This window comes from Dyadobacter fermentans DSM 18053 (assembly GCF_000023125.1).
Classification (GTDB): Bacteria; Bacteroidota; Bacteroidia; order Cytophagales; family Spirosomataceae; genus Dyadobacter; species Dyadobacter fermentans.
On record NC_013037.1, the window covers coordinates 1516658 to 1534223 of the forward strand.

Here is a 17566-nt window from a genome sequence, read left to right on the forward strand (position 1 = left end):
CCAATATTTACTGCATTTGATTCCCAACTAATAGCGTCCCGAAAATGGCGGGCGGTCTGAAACCGATACAATCCCTTCTCTGAAAAATGAAAAAAATCTTACTGGTTGAAGACCATGCGATTGTCAGGCTGGCCACCCGGTTCCTGATCCTCGACTTACTGAATCCGGTGGTCGTGTACGAGGCTGGTTCTTTCAGTGAGACCCTTACCCAACTGTCGCACTCTCCGGCGGACCTCGTCGTGCTGGACATCAACATTCCAGACGGTGAAGGCTTCAATATGATCCCGAAGATCCGTGAAATTCAGCCGAAAGTCCTGATCATGATCTTTTCCAGCCTGGAAGAAGAGATTTACGCATTGCATTACATGAAAGCAGGAGCCAATGGATTTCTTTCAAAAAACGCTTCGCAGGAGGAGATTAAAAAAGCAATATTATCCATGCTTGAAGCAGGCAACTATATCAGCACCGCCGTGCAGCAGCAGCTCCTCCGCAACACGGTCGAGAACAAACCGAATGGCGAAAATCCCCTCGAACACTTGTCGCAACGCGAACTGGAAGTGATGGATATGCTTATTGAAGGCTACTGGACGAAAGAAATTGCCATCAAACTCAACCTGACCGAAAGCTCGGTTAGCACCTACAAATCACGCATTTTTGACAAACTGAAAGTATCGACGCTGATCGAAATGTTCAAAAAAGTGCAGTTTTACAAAAGCCGGAATCCCGGCATCTGACATGCCCGTGCCGGTCATCTGATATTTTTCACCAAAATATTTGACTTAATTACGAACAGTTCGTAGAATTACGAAAAAATCGTAGATATGGAAAAATTAACGACACAGGAGCAAGACGCCATGCTGGCGGTATGGAAAACGGGAGAAGGCAGTGTGAAGTCGTTTATGGAAGCAATGGCACCTCCCGCCCCACCCTATACGACAGTCGCTTCCACCATCAAGAATCTCGAAAAGAAGGGCTACCTCACCAGCCGGCTGATCGGCAATGCGTACCTCTACGCCCCGGCGATCAGCGAAGAGGCTTATAAACAGAAGTTTATGGGAAGTGTGGTGAAAGATTATTTCGAAAATTCCTACAAGGAACTGGTGAGTTTTTTCGCGCAGAAAAACAAAATATCGGCCGACGAACTGCGGGAGATTATCGGCATTATAGAAGGTAAAAAGTAACCTCAAACCCAGTCAGCTATGTCGGCATTCCTGGATTACCTGCTCAAATTGTCGGTCAGCTTCGGTTTGATCGCGCTTTTTTACCAGTTTGTGTTGCGCAAGCTCACTTTTTACAACGCCAACCGGCATTATCTGCTGCTGTACTCCGCACTTTGCTTTATCATTCCGCACATCAATATTAACACGGTGATCGAACAAGCACCAGCCACGTTGCCGGCCCGCACGTTTGTCCAAAGCGTGCCCACGATCACACAGGCGCAGGCACCGGCGATCGTCGTGCCGCCGCCAGTGGCAGAAAGCCCCGCCGGCCCTACTCCTACCGACTGGATTGCCATGCTCTGGATCTCCGGCATGGTGGTTATGGTTTCCAGGCTGTGCATGCACATCCGGTCCTACCGGCGCATTAAGGCGGAATCGTGGCTCGTGTCGGACGACGGCGTGAGGATCTACCATTTCGACCTCGAAATCAGCCCGTTCTCCTTCGGAAACTCCATTTTCTATAATCCAACCCTGCACCAGCCCGACGAATTACAGGACATGATCCTGCACGAGTACATCCACGTGCGGCAATGGCATTCGGTGGACGTGATCTGGTCCGAAATCCTGTGCATCATCAACTGGTACAACCCGTTCGTGTGGCTCATCCGCAGCGCGATCCGGCAGAATCTCGAATACATTGCCGATGAGAAAGTGCTCGAAAATCATCCGGATACCAAAGCATACCAGTATTTATTGCTCAAAACGGCCGTTGGTGCCGAGTTTTCGCTCGTCAACCAGTTCGGTTACCATTCCCTGAAACAGCGGATTGTGATGATGAACAAAAATGCTAGCCCGCGTATATTGCTGGCGTGTTTCCTGTTCACACTGCCGCTGCTGGCGGTGATGCTGGCGGCATTCAGGGTTGACCAACCGAAACCAGCGCCCGTGAAACGCATCTTCATGCGGCAATGGCAGTCGGACAAGAAAACCGTGAGCAGCCGGAAGCCCAAAGACCACATTCACCTGGCGGGCCTCTTGTTCGACGCCTCGACCGGCAAGCCGCTTGACCGCGAAATGCTCACTGTGACGCACGACGACCTTACCGTCAAAACGATCATGACCGACGAGGACGGCTACTACTTTGCGGAGGTGCCCGTCAAGATGGAAAAGGGGGTCATGCATTCCTACGAGGTGAAATACCTTAGCAAAGGCCGCGAGCGGTCGATTGCCGGCCAGACTTACCAGCAAGATTACGTCTGGGGCGACGGGTTTAATGTGACCTTCCTCACAACGCAAGGCCCACCGGCTTCGCTGAGCAACCACTACTACATTCCCACCAAGCCATTTTACGACAAGTACGAGCCGCGGCGCGCCCGCTCCGAACTTAAAGCGTACTTACTTCAAAACCTGCGTCCATTCCGCGATGAGGTTGCGCTCAAAATGGATTTCCAGCGAACGCACCGATTCCCGAAAGACGTGATCACACTCTACAAAGGAGGTTATTTCGACCGCAAAAAGGAGCTCGTCGGCTATGAAGGAGAAACCAAACTGTACCTGAACGGCAAGGAAGTCACGCACCGCGAGGTGAATGCGGCATTCAAAAGCTACCCCTATATGCTCAGCTGGGACCAGGAGCGCAGAGCGCCGTCGATGGTGGGCATCTGCACGCAGATCGTTTACCTTACATGCCCGATCCACCGCGACGCCCCGCCAGCAGCCCTCGTAAAAGGCAATGTAGAAGTGCTGGACGCCCCATCCTTCGATCCCGGCAGGCTGCAAACCGAACCGTATATGCTCGACGGTTTCCGCCAGGTGTACGGTGCAAGCAGCAATCTGATGCCTGAAAAGCACGAAATCAAAAGGATTATGCTGCTCAAAGGCCGACTCGCCCGCTACTACGATCCGGCCCTCGACCGGATTTGGTGGATCGAAACGCGGCCTGTGGCCGAAGTATTTGAGCGGCCGGACTTCGCGCGGCGATAATGTATTGTTAATCATGACAAACACAGGTCCGACTCTTGCTGCTGTGCTTTCACACGTCGCGTATGGGCGAGCGTAAGGCTGGGCTTGATGAGCTCCTTGTAAAACGGCACCACCGGTTCGCCCGCGGCAATGCGCTGCGGCCAGTCGGGCGTGGCAATAGCGGCGCGGCCGATGGACACAAGGTCGGCCGCACCGCTATTCAGCAGCGTTTCGGCCAATGCTACGTCATGCATTCCGCCATTGGCGATCACGGGCGATCGGAGAATGCTTTTGGCAATGCTGTTGGACGAAAGGCCGTCCGGATAGAGGCATTCGCGTTCCCAGCGGCCGCCTTCCGCAGCAATATGCACGTAATCCGGGTTAATTTCAGAAAGTACTTCAAAAAGCCGTCGCGCCGTGGCCGACCCGCCCGGCCAGCGGTAAGTGAGGTCGTTCACCTTGCTCTCCGAAAGCCGGATACCCACGATAAAACGTTCCGGCAATGCCGCTTTCACCGCCTGGTATACTTCCATCAGAAACCGCAGCCTGTTCCGCTCGTCGCCGCCGTATTGGTCGGTTCGGAGGTTGGTATGCGGGGTAATGAACTGGTCGAACAGGTAACCGTTGGCCGCATGCAGCTCCACGCCATCGAAACCAGCCTGCTGTGCAAGTAAGGCGGCATTTACATAACCTTCCCTGACATTTTGAAAATCCTCCTGCTGCATTGCCCGGGGCACTGGAAAAGGACTTGGAGCGCTGGTGAAGTCCGTTGTTCGCAAACCTACGGGCCTCACGGCCGAAGGCGCGATCGTTTCGTCGCTGAACTCCGACAATGCGCCGGCATGCATCAGCTGGCTGATGATCACCGCATCGTGCTGGTGCACGGCGTCGGCCACCCGTTTCCAGCCCTCCATTTGTTCCGCATTCACGAGTCCTGGCTGATCGTAGTTCGCCTTACTGAACAGCGTGTCGGTGAAAGTACCTTCGGTGATTATCATTCCGAAGCCCCCGGCGGCAAATGCTTCGTAATAGTCCGCCATTTCCTGTGTAGGCACGCCCGCGGCTGTGGCGCTTACGCGCGTCATCGGTGCTACCACCAACCTGTTTGCCAAGGCTTTACCCTGCATTTCGGCAGGGTCGAATATCGTCTTTCTAATCGTTTCCATACTTCGTTTTTTGATTACAAAAGTACCGGGCCGATCAGCCAGAGGACGTATAACTATTTTAATAAAACCCCTTAAACTTGTTTAATGCCGGGGGCGTCGGGCCGGGTGGCCTGCTTGCGGATCTGGCTCAGGAAAACGGGCGTAATGCCGAGGTAGGAAGCAATATGGCGCTGCGGCATGCGCTGTTCGAGGGTCGGGTATCTGGCAATGAGCGCTTCATACCGCTCTGCGCCGGTCATGGAAATGGCATTCAGGATGCGCTGGTCCTGGGCGATGCCGCTCTTTTGTTCGAGTATGCGCCAGAAGCGTTCGAAGACGGGAATATCACGGTACAGCTGTTCGAGGTCGTCCTTTTCAATTTGTAATAAAACTGAACTTTCCAGCGCCACAATGTTGCGCGTGGCGGGTACCTGCAAATGGTAACTGGTGGAATCGGTGATCCACCAGTCCTCCATCGCGAAATGCAGCGTGTGGTCATTCCCCTTCTCATCCACATAAAACGACCGCAGAAAACCTTTGCACACGTAGTTTTCGTACCGGCAAATGTCGCCCTGCTGGACGAGGTATTGCCTGGGAAGCAGCCTCCGGATTTTGAGAAGGGAAACGAAATGGTCCTGTTCGGCCGGCGTGAGCGCGATCCGGCGCTGGACGTGGCCGAGGATCATGCTGTGCAATGCGGGATCTTTTTCCAATGGACGGGCGGCATATTATGGGCCGTAAATATTGGAAACTAATCCGTGCGATCCAAAAACCTAGCTTAGCGTGCCTCCGTCGATGGTGAACACCGAGCCGGTGGTGTAGCTGTTGGCCGGACTCGCGAGGAAGGCCACGGCATCGGCAATGTGTTCGGGACGGCCGTACTTCGGAATGGCCATCATGGCCCGCTGCGAGTCGGAGAATGCCGACGACGCCGGGTTCATGTCCGTATCCACCGGCCCGGGCTGGATGAGGTTGACGGTAATGTCTTTGAGCCCGAGGTCCCGCGCGAGCCCTTTCGTAAAGCCCGACAATGCCGATTTACTGGCGGCGTACAAGGTTGCCTGCGGCCCCGCCACGCGATCGGCCATGCAGCTGCCGATGGTAATGATCCGCCCTGCCCGCTCCATTTTGCGGGCCGCCGACAGGCAGGCTTCGAACACCGACTTTACATTCACATTCATCACATAATCGTAATCCCCTGTCGTATGCTCCTCGAATGGCTTGCCTACATACACGCCGGCGCTGTTGACGAGGATATCCAGCCGGCCGTAATGTTCAACGACCTGGTCGATGGCCGCCGAAACGGCCCCTTCTTTTGCATTATCGGATTGAATGGCGGCAGCGTTAAGGCCTCGTCCGGCCAGCTCGCTCACGAGCGCTTCGGCCTGCGCCTTGCCGTTCACGTAGGTAAAAGTCACCTTCGCGCCTTCCGCAGCGAGCCGCCTCACGATAGCTGCTCCTATTCCCCTGGACCCTCCTGTTACGAATGCGACTTTGTCTTTCAGATTTTGCATGATGTTCGATAGGTTTGATTTCGTTGCAAAACTATCCTGATACTCTTACTTTTACAGGTACTAACATAATTGTCAAGTACTAACATTAATGTAAGTTATGCGAAAACAAAGCTCCACGAACCTTGAAAACGAAATGCTGATCAACGGGAATTGCGACATGGCCTACACGCTGGACCTCATCGGCGGGCGGTGGAAGCCCTCTATCCTGTGGCGGCTGGCTAATGGCGCCATGCGGTACAGCGACCTCCGCCGCAGCCTGCCGGCGGTTTCGGAACGCATCCTTATTTTGCAGCTGCGCGAAATGGAAAGCGACGGGCTCATCAGTCGTAAAGCGTACCCCGAAGTTCCGCCGCGTGTGGAATACCAGCTCACCGACCTCGGCAAAAGCCTCGAGCCGGTTATAAACATCCTCACCGACTGGGGTGCTGAAAACCGGCCGGGTTCGGACGGCAAAAGGGTAAGTTGCGCGCAATTAACAATTAAATAACACGGATTTTACATCCGCAACCGTCACAAGTTCAAAACTTCGTGCGTACATCACAAGGCAGGCATAGTTTTAACGCACTCCTGTATCCCCCGAAATACGCAACGTTATGAACAACCGTGACCCCTATTTGAACCGCTATTTTCCCTGGCTGCTCCTCGTCGGCATTTTGCTCAACATCCCCGGGCTCTGGCTGGACATCATCGAGCCCGACGGCGCATTGTACGCCACCATCGCCAAGCATATTGTACTTCATAACGACTGGATAAATCTCCACGGCGACGGCCACGACTGGCTCGATAAGCCCCATTTCCCGTTCTGGATGGCGGCGATCAGCTACAAAATCTTCGGCATCACGGGCTTTGCATACAAATTGCCCGCATTTCTGTTCTGGCTGCTCAGTCTGCGCTACACCTACCTCATTGCCAGAGACTTACATAGCGAAGATGTCGCCAAAATTGCCGTGCTTATTTACACCGTGGCATTGCACAGCACACTGGCCAATTTCGACGTGCGCGCCGAGCCTTACCTCACGGCCTGCATTATCGGGGCAGCCTGGCACATGCTGCGCGTGAATGCCCGGGCGCATTGGTCGCACATCGTTTGGGCGGCATTGTTCGCGGCTTGCGCCATCATGACGAAAGGCATTTTTGTGCTCATTACGCTGGGTGGCGGATGGGTAATCTACTGGCTCATCACCAGACAGTTCCGTGAGTTTATCAATTACCGCTGGTGGCTTGTGCTGGCGTTGTGTTTCGTGTTCATATTGCCGGAGCTGTACAGCCTTTACGTCCAGTTCGATCTCCACCCGGAAAAGGTCGTTTTTGGGCGTACGAATGTTTCCGGTTTGCGGTTTTTCTTTTGGGACAGCCAGTTCGGGCGGTTCTTCAATACCGGGCCTATTAAGGGCTCGGGCAATGTCACTTTTTTCCTGCACACCACGTTATGGGCATTTCTGCCGTGGTCGGTGGGGCTTGTGGGCGGGATCGTTTACCTGCTGCGGTTCGACAAGGAACGGAATGCGCTGCGTTGGGTCATTTACGGCAGCACGCTGGTGACATTTGTGCTGTTTTCCTTGTCCAAATTTCAGCTTCCGCATTACCTGGTGATCGAATTCCCATACTTTTCAATGATCACGGCCTACTTCTTCGTTGAACTGGCGCGCCGCTCCCGGCTTAATCACCTGGTGACGGTGCAAACGGTCCTGCTCGTAATCACGCTGCTTTTCATTGCCGGTTTGCTGTACATCACCCGCATTGAGAATGGTCTTTTGGCGGCCGGCATTGCGCTCGCGATCGTGGTGATAGCGAATGTAGTCAGTTACCGCAATGCCATGCAGCAGCTGCTATTCAAAGGGTATGCAATGGCCGCGATGTTGTATATTTTCCTGTTCCAGTTCTTTTACCCTTTTTTACTACAATACCAATCGGGTATGCAGGCGGCGAGGGTTATTCCTGAGAAAAACCGGGATCTTCCCGTGGCGGCGTACGGGTCGTTTTCTTACAGCTTCGAATTCTATTCGCCCGGTGAGGTGAAGCTCATTAAAAACGGCGAGCACCTCGACGATTTTATCGATGATGCGCCCTGCTATCTCTACACCACCGCCGCCATAACAGACAGCCTCATCCGCTCGGGCGTGGATGCCGAGGTGCAGGCATCGCCCCAGCATTTCCATGTTACGCGGTTGAAATATGGTTTTCTGGATGAAAAAAAGCGCGGTGCCGTGGTGGAACCGCGCTATCTGTTGCTGATCCGCGACGAAGATACGCTTTGATAGCCCTCCGGACGGGTGAGTCCGAGGGCTTCGCGTCATTTTTTCATATAACGCAAACCTACCGAGAGGCCGATCTGGTAAGGCTGGATTTTAAACGGATTGTCGGGATTGCGCAGTTTGGTAAGGCTGTATTCGATGTAAGGGCCCACGGTCATCACCACATTGTTGCCTGCAAAAAGCTCTTTGCCAAAACCCGCATTTACCCACACCATATTCCTTTTCGACGTCAGGTCGCGGCTGAACTCCGCGCCTACATCGCCGAAATAGTCGCGCAGGAAATGCGACCGGCGAACGGTATGTTTTTTCACAGCAAGGCCCACGAGCCGCACGGTGCTGTTTTCCTCCTGCGGAATTCCTTTCCGGATCACCTCATAGTTGCCGGACAAGTCGGGCCCGACCTCGAACTCGCTCGTCGCGATTTCATAGCGGTACGATTGCCGGAACTGGCCGTAATTGACCAGCATTTGGAAACCTTTTCGCTCCACGCCCGCCGAAAACTTATAGCCGACCGTTTCCGCCGAAATTTTAGCAGGCAATACAAAATTCTGATACACAACGCCATTACCCGGCCGCACGGTCAGTATCTGGAATGTACGCAGCGGGGTGACGCCCGCGATAATACTCCAACGTTCCTTGAAAAGATATTCGTAGCGCTTTTTCGGCTCGCCGGGCGTTACGAGTGTGTCCGGTTGCCATTGGTATTGTGGAAGGGCCAGTGGCCTGTGATCCAGCACCCCGATGTCTTGATCGGCCACCGAAGGCCCTTCCAGTGTCTTCCGGTCCGCGGTAATGAGAGGCGTTTCGCTCTCCTGCACATCGGCAAGCTGTGCATTGGCGAGCTGCCCGTCGGCGAGCTGCACATCCGGCAATTCGCGAACTGTTAATGGCGCTTTGTATGACGGAGCGTCGCCCGGCAGCCTTTGTCCCTCATCTATTTTGCGGGATGAAGGAGTGCGGCCGGCAATGCGGCCTGTTTTATCCCTGCTAATCTTTGTCTGAATATGCTTTTCCGCTGGCGCTGAAATGCCTTTTTGCGCCGGCAATTCAGCCTCTGCGGCAGTTACGCGCTCTGCCGCATTAGCCTCAGCGGCTTCCGATAAGTTTTCCGGCACATTGGTTTGATCGATCACTTTTTCCTTCCCCGCAGCCCCGCTCCTTCGCGAATGCACTGCGACGCGCTTTCCTGGGCGCTCTCGCTGCGTGCCGGCGGATGCATGCGTGAGGGCTGCATGCTCCTGGCTGCGTGATGATGCCACGAAGTACACCAAGCCTGTCACCGAGATCAGCAGCAGCAGCGAGGCGATCAGGCCGGCCTGGACCAGGCTGGTGCCGCCGCCGAGCTCCTTAAAGATCTTTTCGCGCAGGCCCGGGTCGGGCAGCCTTTCAAAATTACCGAACCTTTCCGTGAGGGCTTTCCGCAATTCCTCATCGATGCGCTCTTCAGAAGATTTCATATTGCGTAATTCCTTTTTCCTGTAACTTCTTCATTAACAAATTCCTTCCTCTCAAAAACTGCGACCGCGACGTGCTGTCCGATATGCCCAGCATTTCGCCGATCTCCGTGTGCGTGTAACCATCCACCAAATGCAGGTTGATGATCATCCGGTATCCATCCGGCAGCGTGCTGATTATGTTCAGCAGCACATTCATGTCCATTTGCGTGATTACCCTGCCGTAGTCGCCCGAATCAATCTCCCGCTGGTAGTCGTCCAGGTTCGAATGCAGCTGCTGTTCCTTGGTGGTCCGGTGGTAGTAGTTGATCGCCGTCCTGATCACCACCGATTTCACCCAGCTATCAATCACCTCGACATTCCTTAATTCATTGATATTTTTGAAAACCTTGATAAATCCTTCCTGGAAAATGTCCTCCGCTTCCGCCTTTGTTTTGGCATACCGGAGGCAAAGTCCAAGCAGCCTGGACTTGTACCGTTCGTAGAATGCCGTCTGCGCCCTGGTATCGCCTGTTTGACAAGCCCTTACCAGATCGGCCAGCGAACTATATTTCTTGTTTCGGAAAAGGGACATTCAAAGGGGTCGAGAAGTGTATCGTTGATTAGCTATTTCCTGTTCATCGTTCTAGTGCTGTCTGATAAGTCATGCTCACGAAATTCCCGTCCTGATCAAAATTCAGCCAGCAGTTCTCCTCTGTTCCCTGCATGCTGATCACATAGCCCGTCCCCGCCGGATCAGAAAATTTATATCCCTCGGCAATTTTCATCCCTGAAAAAGCAGGTGAATTCTGGATAAAGGTCTGCATTTTTCCAGGCAGTTCCTTCACATCGTAATAAAAAGCTTCAGCCCGGTAAATGGTATTGATTAATTTACCCGAACCATCAAATGTAAATGAATAGTTGGTACTCGATGCGGTGGAAGCATGCACGAAGTATTGTTTTTCATTTTTTTCAGTAATCGAAACCGTCCCGCCCGAAAATCTCAGCTTTTCTCTTTCAATAAAACTGACAGCCGGCCCCGGCAGCGTGGTAAGTTCTTCTTTGGTTAACGGGTACGAAAACTTCACGTAAGGTTCCAGCCGGAGCATGTATTTCACCGGGTCCGACGGTTTGTTTTGTATCCAGGTAAGCAAATAGTTATTGTTATTCCAAGTGTATTTCGAACTGAACACTTTATCCACAGCTGGCTGAGGGACAGGTTCTTTATAGGCATCGGCCGCTCCTCCCGTCACGCTCCGCGCAGGCAGCGCCTGCTGCATGGAATCGGGAATGGCGCCGTGCATGCGGTACACGCTCAATATTTTTCTCGTATTTAATGCGGCATAAAAAGGATTGCCATTGAGTTTGTAATAAACTTCATACAATTTTTCCTTTTCGATGGATTGAAATGTGGCATCCGTCGCATCCGGAAATGCATCGGACATTACTTTAATGACCGATTCCGGTAAATTTTCCGGCGGTGTAATCTGTTGATCTTTGTAATTGCTGCACCCGGCCGTAACCAGAACGGCAGCGATCATCAGGAATAATTTGTCGGTAAATTTTCTATCATTCATAGCATCAAACAATTGATCGCCGGGGTGCCAGATCTGTAATTAATATAACGATACTCCATATTGATGTTCCGCATCGCGGTTTTCTACGTCGGTCAACCAGGCAGCACGCATGATGAATGCATAAGTCACCTTTCCTGCCTCGGTATGCTCCTCCACCAGCACCTTGATCCGCTCCGGACTAGCTGCGCGCCGGGCTTCCTCCACACTTCTGAACAGCGGGGCAGGCTCCGCGGCCACATAGCCGGTGTCCGGTAGCCAGTCCGAGCCCGACAATGCTCCGGCGATCGTGCGAATGCTGCCGGGCAAGGCGAATTTCAGCATCTTGCGCTCCTCGTCCCACGCCCACTCGCCGCTATTCTTTATCGTGAGGGACATCAGCACGCATTGAAACGTCCCGAACGGCACTTTGCCATAGGCGCCCGACATTCTGCCTTCACTCACGGTCCCTTTTCCAAATGTTCCGCGTTTGAATTGCAGGGCTACAAATGGTATCACGTCGTGCAGATAATAGCTGTTTAGCATCGGGGAATTTTCCCTGACGTTCACCGTCGCGATCTGGTCTTCTTCCTGGCGGGTGATTTCCTCCACGCGCCAGTATCTTTCCTGAACCATGATCCGCCCCAAAAACTCCGCTTTCGTCAGGCCGGTCGATTCCGGCTTCGGTTCCACATTTCCCTCGCAGGAAATGAGCACCACCAACGTTGCGAAAAGAAGGCTGCCGAGCGGCCATCCGCCGGCCAGCACGCGGCGACCGGCTCTTCCACACTTCATTTTCATTCAAATCCCTTTTGATACTAAAATGTCTTCCCGCAGGTTCGCGCCACGGGCGGAACATGCAGGAAGACACGATGTTCGAAAATATCGCTGCACGGAGCAGCAAAAAAAAATTTAACTGAGGCCGGGCAGTTTCAGGCCGGAGCCTTTAAGCGCTTCCATGATTTTTTCCTGGATCTCCATTTTGGTATCCACATAACCATGCGCATCCAGCCACACATTCACCATTACCTTGTAGCCGTCGGGCTCGATGGAGGATATCCCGATGCGCCTTGCGGGGACTTTAAGGGCACTTTGGGCATGATCGAGGACATTGTTGATGACCTTTTTGACCTCCCCGAAATCGATACTGTTGTTGAATTTCATTTCCACATCCAGCCGCCGGTTGCCCGACCCGCTGATGTTGATGATCACCTCGTTTGAAAGTTTGCTATTCGGGATCACCACTTTGCGGTTATCATAGGTTTTCACCACCGTGTAAAAAATCTTGATCGCCTCCACGGTCCCCTCCTGCCCCTGCGCCACGATATTATCGCCCACATGGAATGGTTTGAGAATGAGAATAAGCACGCCGCTCGTGAAATTTTGCAGCGTTCCCGACAGCGCCAGTCCCGCGGCAACGCCTATTGCACCGATTAATGCGGCAAAAATCGTCATTTGAATGCCCACAATCTGCATTACTGAGACGATCAGCAGTACACGCAACGTGGTGACGGTCAGGCTCAGTAAGAAAGGGGTTAGCGAAGGGTCGATTTTGCGTTTGTACATGTGTGTGGTCAGCCAGCGCGACAGCAGCCGGATGAGCCAGAAGCCGACGATGAGTACGGCTATACCAATGAGGACCGCAGGGCCCTTTGCTAAAATCCAGGTGTAAGCCTTGTTATAAAACTGCTCGATTTTCATGTGTTGAGTGCATTGTTTTAAATAATGCCGCTCCCGGAAAAATCCGTTCCAAACCGCTGTGGCATATTTTTTGATCCATTCCTACCATAAAAATCAAGGAAAAAACCCAACAGACATGGAAATTCATCATCATCAACAACGGACCAGATCATACCGGTATGTCGTGTATCTGGTGCTGGCGGCCATTGCTGCCGGGATCAGCATTTATTTTTATGCGCCGAAGCCCGTGAATGAGGCTGCCAATGAAAGCATGTCGCTTTTCCTGCAAAACAAGATCAGCGATATAGATACGAAACTGAAAAACGGCGACGCCGATACCGATCTCGCCACGCGGTTATCATGGCATAAATCGAACACGGCGCTTTATGACGAAGCGAAATCCAACAACGATAAAAAGATCGTTGGCCAACGCGAGCTTCTGAAAAAGAAAATGGTGCAGGTCCAGCAGCGCGATTTTCCCGAACTGCGTACGGCATACGTGGAGTCCAAAAAAGAAGCGCTGGACGGACAGCACGTGGCGATCGGCCTTTCCGGCACTCACCAGGAAGTGCTCACATTTGAAGGCGATATTTTCAAGCCCGAGCAGGTCCAGGAAGATTTCATGAAAAACATTTACGGCATCGTGAATGACCTCCGGTTCAAAAAAGTGGTGTACAAATGGTCGGACGCGCCGGACGGCCATCACAACTACGAAATCAAATCCAAACAAGACGCGGAGATCTGACACGCAGAGCGGGCCGGTCAGGTCGACCGAATCGGCAACCCGCCTATTCTGTCGTCTTGACCGGCTCGCTGCGTGAACCGCTGAATTCGTTTTTATAAATCCGCACCAGCAGCATGAGATAGCTGATCAGCAGCGGCCCGAATATGAATCCCCAGAAACCGAACAGTTTCAAACCGGCGATGAGCCCTAGAATGGTGATCACGGGATGTACATTGCCGACCTTTTGCAGGAATGTGATACGCGCCACATAGTCGATATTGCCGATCACCGTCACGCTGTACGCCGCCAAACCGATCGCTTTCCCGCTTTCGCCTTTTGAAAAAAGGAATATCACCAATGGCAACCAGATCAGCGCCGTCCCGATCACAGGGAAGAAGGCGCAGAAACCGGTAATGAGCCCGAGCAGCACAAAATCTTCGATGCCTACCACCCAGTAACCTAGTAATGCCACCAGGCCCTGGATCAATGAGATCAGCGGGATGCCCAATGCATTGGCACGCACCATTCCGCAGGTTTCATCGGCCAGGAGGTCGATATTCTTGTGTTTAAGGGGAATGAAATCGTCGATCGTCCGCTCCATGCTCCGGCCGTTTTTGAACATAAAATAGGCCAGGAAAAGGATCATCAGCAGGTTGCCGAGCATCATGGCCGAGCTATTGAGTATAGCTGGAATAAAACCTGCCGCTTTCTTGCCCATATCGGCGGTAGCCTCTTTGGTAAGCAGGTCCTGGCCGGTCCATTCGCGGAGCTGGCGGGAAATGGCGGCGATGGCCTGGTTCACCTGCTCCGGGTTATCCATAATGCCCGTGACTTTCTGGAAAACCATTTGCAAGGCCAGGTAAACCGGCGCCACGATACACGCCATAAAAAGCACCATAAACAATATTGCCGTGAGGCTTTTGTTCCACTTGCGCTTTTCGGTGAGGTGGAAATAATACCTCCGGCACAGGATGTAGAGCGTAAGAGCGCCCAGGAATCCGGGGAAGAATATGTAAAGTTGTTTGAAAACAATGATTGCCAAAGCGGTGACAATCAGCAGAAAACTGACCTGACGGATGCGGTTGTTGAATTCGGGAGCCATGTGGATCGTATTAGAACTATATACGTAATACAATTACCGTACCAGAATGGTTACAACAGCGACCGCTTTCAAGTCAGGGCGCCTATCCGCCGGACCGTCCCCCGCGCGCAATGCGCGACACGTGCCCCCGGTACGGCGCGCTCACCGGCAGGATGTGCCCATTGATTTCGAGCGTGTCGTCTGTGAAGGCGGTAATCCTGTCGATGGCTACCACGAGCGCCCGGTGTATGCGCATGAACCCTTTCCCCGCCAACCGCTTGGCAATGGGTGTCAATCCCTGGTGAATGATGATCTCGTTTTCGGTAGTCGTGAATTTGCAATGGTTCTTCACGCCTTCCACGTACATCACTTCATCCAGATAAACCTTCACCATGGCCGGGCCCGAAAAGAAATAGACGAACGGCCCACGGTCGCGCCCGCCGCGTTTGGGCTTGCTCAGAATGGCGTGCCGCATTACCGCGGGCAGCGTTTCGTAGAAACGATCGATGGTTATGAGGAAATCCTCGAATGCTACCGGCTTCATGAGACAGCCCAGGATATGATCGTCGGCGCCGGGCTTCCACTTTCTTCTCCGTGAAGAGACGAAAATCACCCGCGGCCTGCTCGGCAGCATCCTGAGAAACGCATCGCCGGTTACTTGGGGTAGCATGATATCCAGGAAAAGCAAGTCGATTTTGTTTTGTTGAAGATACATCAGCGCTTCAACGGCGCTGTAAAACGTGCCCGCGAGTTCGAGCGAATCCAGTTCGCTGATATAAGCTTCGAGCACGCGTGCGGTGGTAGGTTCATCGTCGATGATCAGGCATTTTATTCTGTTCATAAGTAATCCGGCCAAATGACTTTTTTGAAAAACTCCAGACCCTGTGCGGGCAGTGAATTGAACAAGGGGCCGTTCCGGGAGATTTGCCGGGTAAAGTAGCGGAGAAAACGGATTGAGTAGGAGGCCGTCAATTTCTGAATAATTCCGCACATCTGCAATGCCTGCTCCGGCCGGCACACCGGCCGGAATGGAAAGCCTGCATTTTTGTGCCTCAGCCTGCTCTTTTTTGAGCCTCACAGCAAAAATTTCATCATAAATATCACTTACATTTGGTCAATAAGGTGTGATCATCGCAATGACCCCGCCCGTTTTCCTCTAACTGCTAAAATGACGTTACGATGATCAACGGAGATGAATCCCCCCGATACCCGCCGGTCCGCCATGACCACCGGCAGATCGACGACCGCAAACGGGCGTCGCTGCTGGATGTGATGGAGACCAATTACATGTATAATCTGTCTTTGGAAGAGTATGCAAGAATTTCCAACCGGAGCCTGGCGACTTTCAAACGGCAATTCAAGAGCCTTTTTTATACGACACCCGGCAAATGGCTCATGGCCAGACGGCTGGATTATGCATTGCTGATGCTCCGTACCACCCGCAAAAACATCAACGAAATCACGCTGGAATGCGGCTTTGAAAACAGTTCCCATTTCAGCCGGGTCTTCAAAGAGCGGTTCGGCACATCGCCGCTCAATTACCGGAAATCGCGGCGCGCTGCGATATAACGCTTTTGCAACACCACAACCATCTGAAACGCGGTCACCCCGGCCGGGCAAGGCTTTCTTGTTTATTATTCAAACCTCTTCCCATATGGAAACAAAAAGTACTTCCATGACAGTCCCGCATTTCAGGGGCAGAATCATCACCCCCGGCGATGCCGATTATGAAACCGCCAGGAAGGTCCACAACGGTATGGTGGACAAATGCCCCGCATTTATCGTCCGCTGTGCCGACGAGACGGACGTGCAGCAGGCCATCCGTTTCGCACGGGATAACGACCTGCTCGTGGCCGTGCGCGGCGGTGGGCACAACGGCGCCGGCCTCGGCGTATGTGACCAAGGGTTAGTCATCGACCTGTCTGCGATGCGCAATGTGACGGTTGATCCGCAGGCCCGCACCGTACGGGCGCAGGGTGGCTGCCTGCTCGGCGACCTCGACGCGGCCGCTCATCCGCACGGCCTGGCGGTGCCCACGGGGATCAATGCCACTACCGGCATCGGCGGCCTCACGCTCGGCGGCGGGCTGGGGCATCTGACGCGCTTCGGCGGGCTTACGATCGACAACCTCCTCGAAGCCAATATGGTACTGGCCAATGGCGAGATAGTAAAGGCCTCAGTTACCGAAAACGAGGACCTGTTCTGGGCCATCCGCGGCGGCGGGGGAAATTTTGGCGTGGTAACGTCCTTTCTTTTCAGGGCGCATGAGGTGCACACGGTGTACGGCGGGCCGATGTTCTGGCATATGGACGACGCGAAGGAGCTCATGGCGTGGTACCAGGATTTTATCAAACAGGCTCCCGAAAGTGTCGGCGGTTTCTTTGCATTTCACAAAATACCCCCCGCACCCATGTTCCCCGAGCAATACCACCTCGAAACCATGTGCGGGATCGTATGGTGCTGTGTGGATGAAGAAGAAGCGGCGGAGGTGTTCGACATGGTGCGGGCATTCAGAAAACCGCTCATAGACGCCGTGGGGCCATTACCGGTGCCGGCATTGCAAACCATGTTCGACGACCTTTTCGCGCCCGGATTGTACTGGTACTGGAAGGGCGATTTTGTAAAACATCTCAGCCCGGAAGTGATGGACGTGCACATCAGGCACGCACATAAAATCCCTAATTTTTTCTCGGGAATGCATCTGTACCCTGTAAACGGCGCCGCCGGCCGCGTTCCGAACGATGCCACCGCCTGGAACTACCGCGACGCCACGTGGTCGATGGTGATCGTGGGCATTTCACCCGATCCGTCTGAAAAAGAGCTCGTCACCTCTTTCGCCCGCAATTACTGGCAGGAACTCCACCCTTACGGCGCCGGCGGCGCGTATGTCAATTTCATGATGGATGAAGGCGCCGACCGCGTGAAGGCCACTTACGGCAGCAACTATGAAAAGCTGGCGCGCATCAAAGCCAAATACGACCCCGATAACCTCTTCCGCGTGAACCAGAATATCAAGCCCCAATAATGCGAACAGGCAGGCCGCGAATGGCCTGCCTGTT

Annotated in this window: 18 protein-coding genes; 8 read left to right on the forward strand and 10 right to left on the reverse strand. The window is 53.3% G+C overall.

What is annotated here, in order from left to right; translation table 11 throughout:
- Positions 1–86 precede the first annotated feature (86 nt).
- The 3 genes from DFER_RS06350 (at position 87) to DFER_RS06360 (ending at position 3143) form a co-directional block, all read left to right on the forward strand.
- On the forward strand, positions 87–734 hold the full coding sequence (locus DFER_RS06350) for a response regulator (RefSeq protein ID WP_015810788.1): 648 nt from the start codon (positions 87–89) through the stop codon (positions 732–734).
- 87 nt (positions 735–821) lie between these two features.
- Positions 822–1181, forward strand: coding sequence for a BlaI/MecI/CopY family transcriptional regulator (locus DFER_RS06355; RefSeq protein ID WP_015810789.1), 360 nt, complete (start codon positions 822–824; stop codon positions 1179–1181).
- An 18-nt stretch (positions 1182–1199) separates the two neighbouring features.
- The gene (locus DFER_RS06360; protein WP_015810790.1) at positions 1200–3143 is read left to right on the forward strand and encodes a M56 family metallopeptidase; all 1944 of its coding nucleotides are present in this window, start codon (positions 1200–1202) and stop codon (positions 3141–3143) included.
- An 11-nt stretch (positions 3144–3154) separates the two neighbouring features.
- On the opposite strand, the gene DFER_RS06365 is transcribed toward DFER_RS06360, so the two are convergent.
- The 3 genes from DFER_RS06365 to DFER_RS06375 form a co-directional block, all read right to left on the reverse strand.
- On the reverse strand, positions 3155–4288 hold the full coding sequence (locus tag DFER_RS06365; protein WP_015810791.1) for an oxidoreductase: 1134 nt from the start codon (positions 4286–4288) through the stop codon (positions 3155–3157).
- A gap of 71 nt (positions 4289–4359) precedes the next feature.
- A complete protein-coding gene (locus DFER_RS06370) occupies positions 4360–4980 on the reverse strand; it encodes a Crp/Fnr family transcriptional regulator (protein WP_229206195.1) in 621 nt (206 codons plus the stop codon).
- Between the two features lie 60 nt (positions 4981–5040).
- On the reverse strand, positions 5041–5781 hold the full coding sequence (locus DFER_RS06375; protein ID WP_015810793.1) for an SDR family NAD(P)-dependent oxidoreductase: 741 nt from the start codon (positions 5779–5781) through the stop codon (positions 5041–5043).
- A gap of 97 nt (positions 5782–5878) precedes the next feature.
- On the opposite strand from DFER_RS06375, the gene DFER_RS06380 reads away from it, so the two are divergent.
- Positions 5879–6268, forward strand: coding sequence for a winged helix-turn-helix transcriptional regulator (locus tag DFER_RS06380; protein WP_015810794.1), 390 nt, complete (start codon positions 5879–5881; stop codon positions 6266–6268).
- A gap of 106 nt (positions 6269–6374) precedes the next feature.
- Complete coding sequence (locus DFER_RS06385) at positions 6375–8039, forward strand: ArnT family glycosyltransferase (RefSeq protein WP_015810795.1); 1665 nt, start codon at positions 6375–6377, stop codon at positions 8037–8039.
- Between the two features lie 35 nt (positions 8040–8074).
- Here the strand turns inward: DFER_RS06385 and DFER_RS30050 are convergent, their stop codons facing one another.
- From DFER_RS30050 to DFER_RS06410, 5 genes are all read right to left on the reverse strand, one after another.
- Positions 8075–9493 carry a hypothetical protein gene (locus tag DFER_RS30050; RefSeq protein WP_015810796.1) on the reverse strand — a complete coding sequence of 473 codons (1419 nt, stop codon included), beginning with the start codon at positions 9491–9493 and terminating at the stop codon, positions 8075–8077.
- Positions 9480–10064, reverse strand: coding sequence for an RNA polymerase sigma factor (locus DFER_RS06395; protein ID WP_015810797.1), 585 nt, complete (start codon positions 10062–10064; stop codon positions 9480–9482). Before DFER_RS06395 ends, DFER_RS30050 begins: the two co-directional genes overlap by 14 nt.
- Before the next feature lie 43 nt (positions 10065–10107).
- Positions 10108–11046, reverse strand: a complete 939-nt coding sequence (locus DFER_RS06400; protein WP_015810798.1) for a hypothetical protein — start codon at positions 11044–11046, stop codon at positions 10108–10110.
- Positions 11047–11085: 39 nt separating this feature from the next.
- Positions 11086–11823, reverse strand: coding sequence for a hypothetical protein (locus DFER_RS06405; protein ID WP_015810799.1), 738 nt, complete (start codon positions 11821–11823; stop codon positions 11086–11088).
- Positions 11824–11934: 111 nt separating this feature from the next.
- The gene (locus tag DFER_RS06410; protein ID WP_015810800.1) at positions 11935–12723 is read right to left on the reverse strand and encodes a mechanosensitive ion channel family protein; all 789 of its coding nucleotides are present in this window, start codon (positions 12721–12723) and stop codon (positions 11935–11937) included.
- Positions 12724–12838: 115 nt separating this feature from the next.
- Between DFER_RS06410 and DFER_RS06415 the strand changes: the two genes are divergently transcribed.
- Positions 12839–13447 carry a hypothetical protein gene (locus DFER_RS06415; protein ID WP_015810801.1) on the forward strand — a complete coding sequence of 203 codons (609 nt, stop codon included), beginning with the start codon at positions 12839–12841 and terminating at the stop codon, positions 13445–13447.
- A 43-nt stretch (positions 13448–13490) separates the two neighbouring features.
- Here DFER_RS06415 and DFER_RS06420 read toward each other — a convergent pair whose 3' ends face one another.
- The gene (locus DFER_RS06420) at positions 13491–14528 is read right to left on the reverse strand and encodes an AI-2E family transporter (protein WP_015810802.1); all 1038 of its coding nucleotides are present in this window, start codon (positions 14526–14528) and stop codon (positions 13491–13493) included.
- 82 nt (positions 14529–14610) lie between these two features.
- Complete coding sequence (locus DFER_RS06425; protein ID WP_015810803.1) at positions 14611–15348, reverse strand: LytR/AlgR family response regulator transcription factor; 738 nt, start codon at positions 15346–15348, stop codon at positions 14611–14613.
- Positions 15349–15686: 338 nt separating this feature from the next.
- On the opposite strand from DFER_RS06425, the gene DFER_RS06430 reads away from it, so the two are divergent.
- Together DFER_RS06430 and DFER_RS06435 are read left to right on the forward strand one after the other, a co-directional pair.
- Positions 15687–16076, forward strand: a complete 390-nt coding sequence (locus DFER_RS06430; RefSeq protein WP_015810805.1) for a helix-turn-helix domain-containing protein — start codon at positions 15687–15689, stop codon at positions 16074–16076.
- An 85-nt stretch (positions 16077–16161) separates the two neighbouring features.
- Positions 16162–17532: an FAD-binding oxidoreductase gene (locus DFER_RS06435; protein ID WP_015810806.1), complete on the forward strand. Its 1371-nt coding sequence runs from the start codon at positions 16162–16164 to the stop codon at positions 17530–17532.
- Positions 17533–17566: the final 34 nt, after the last annotated feature.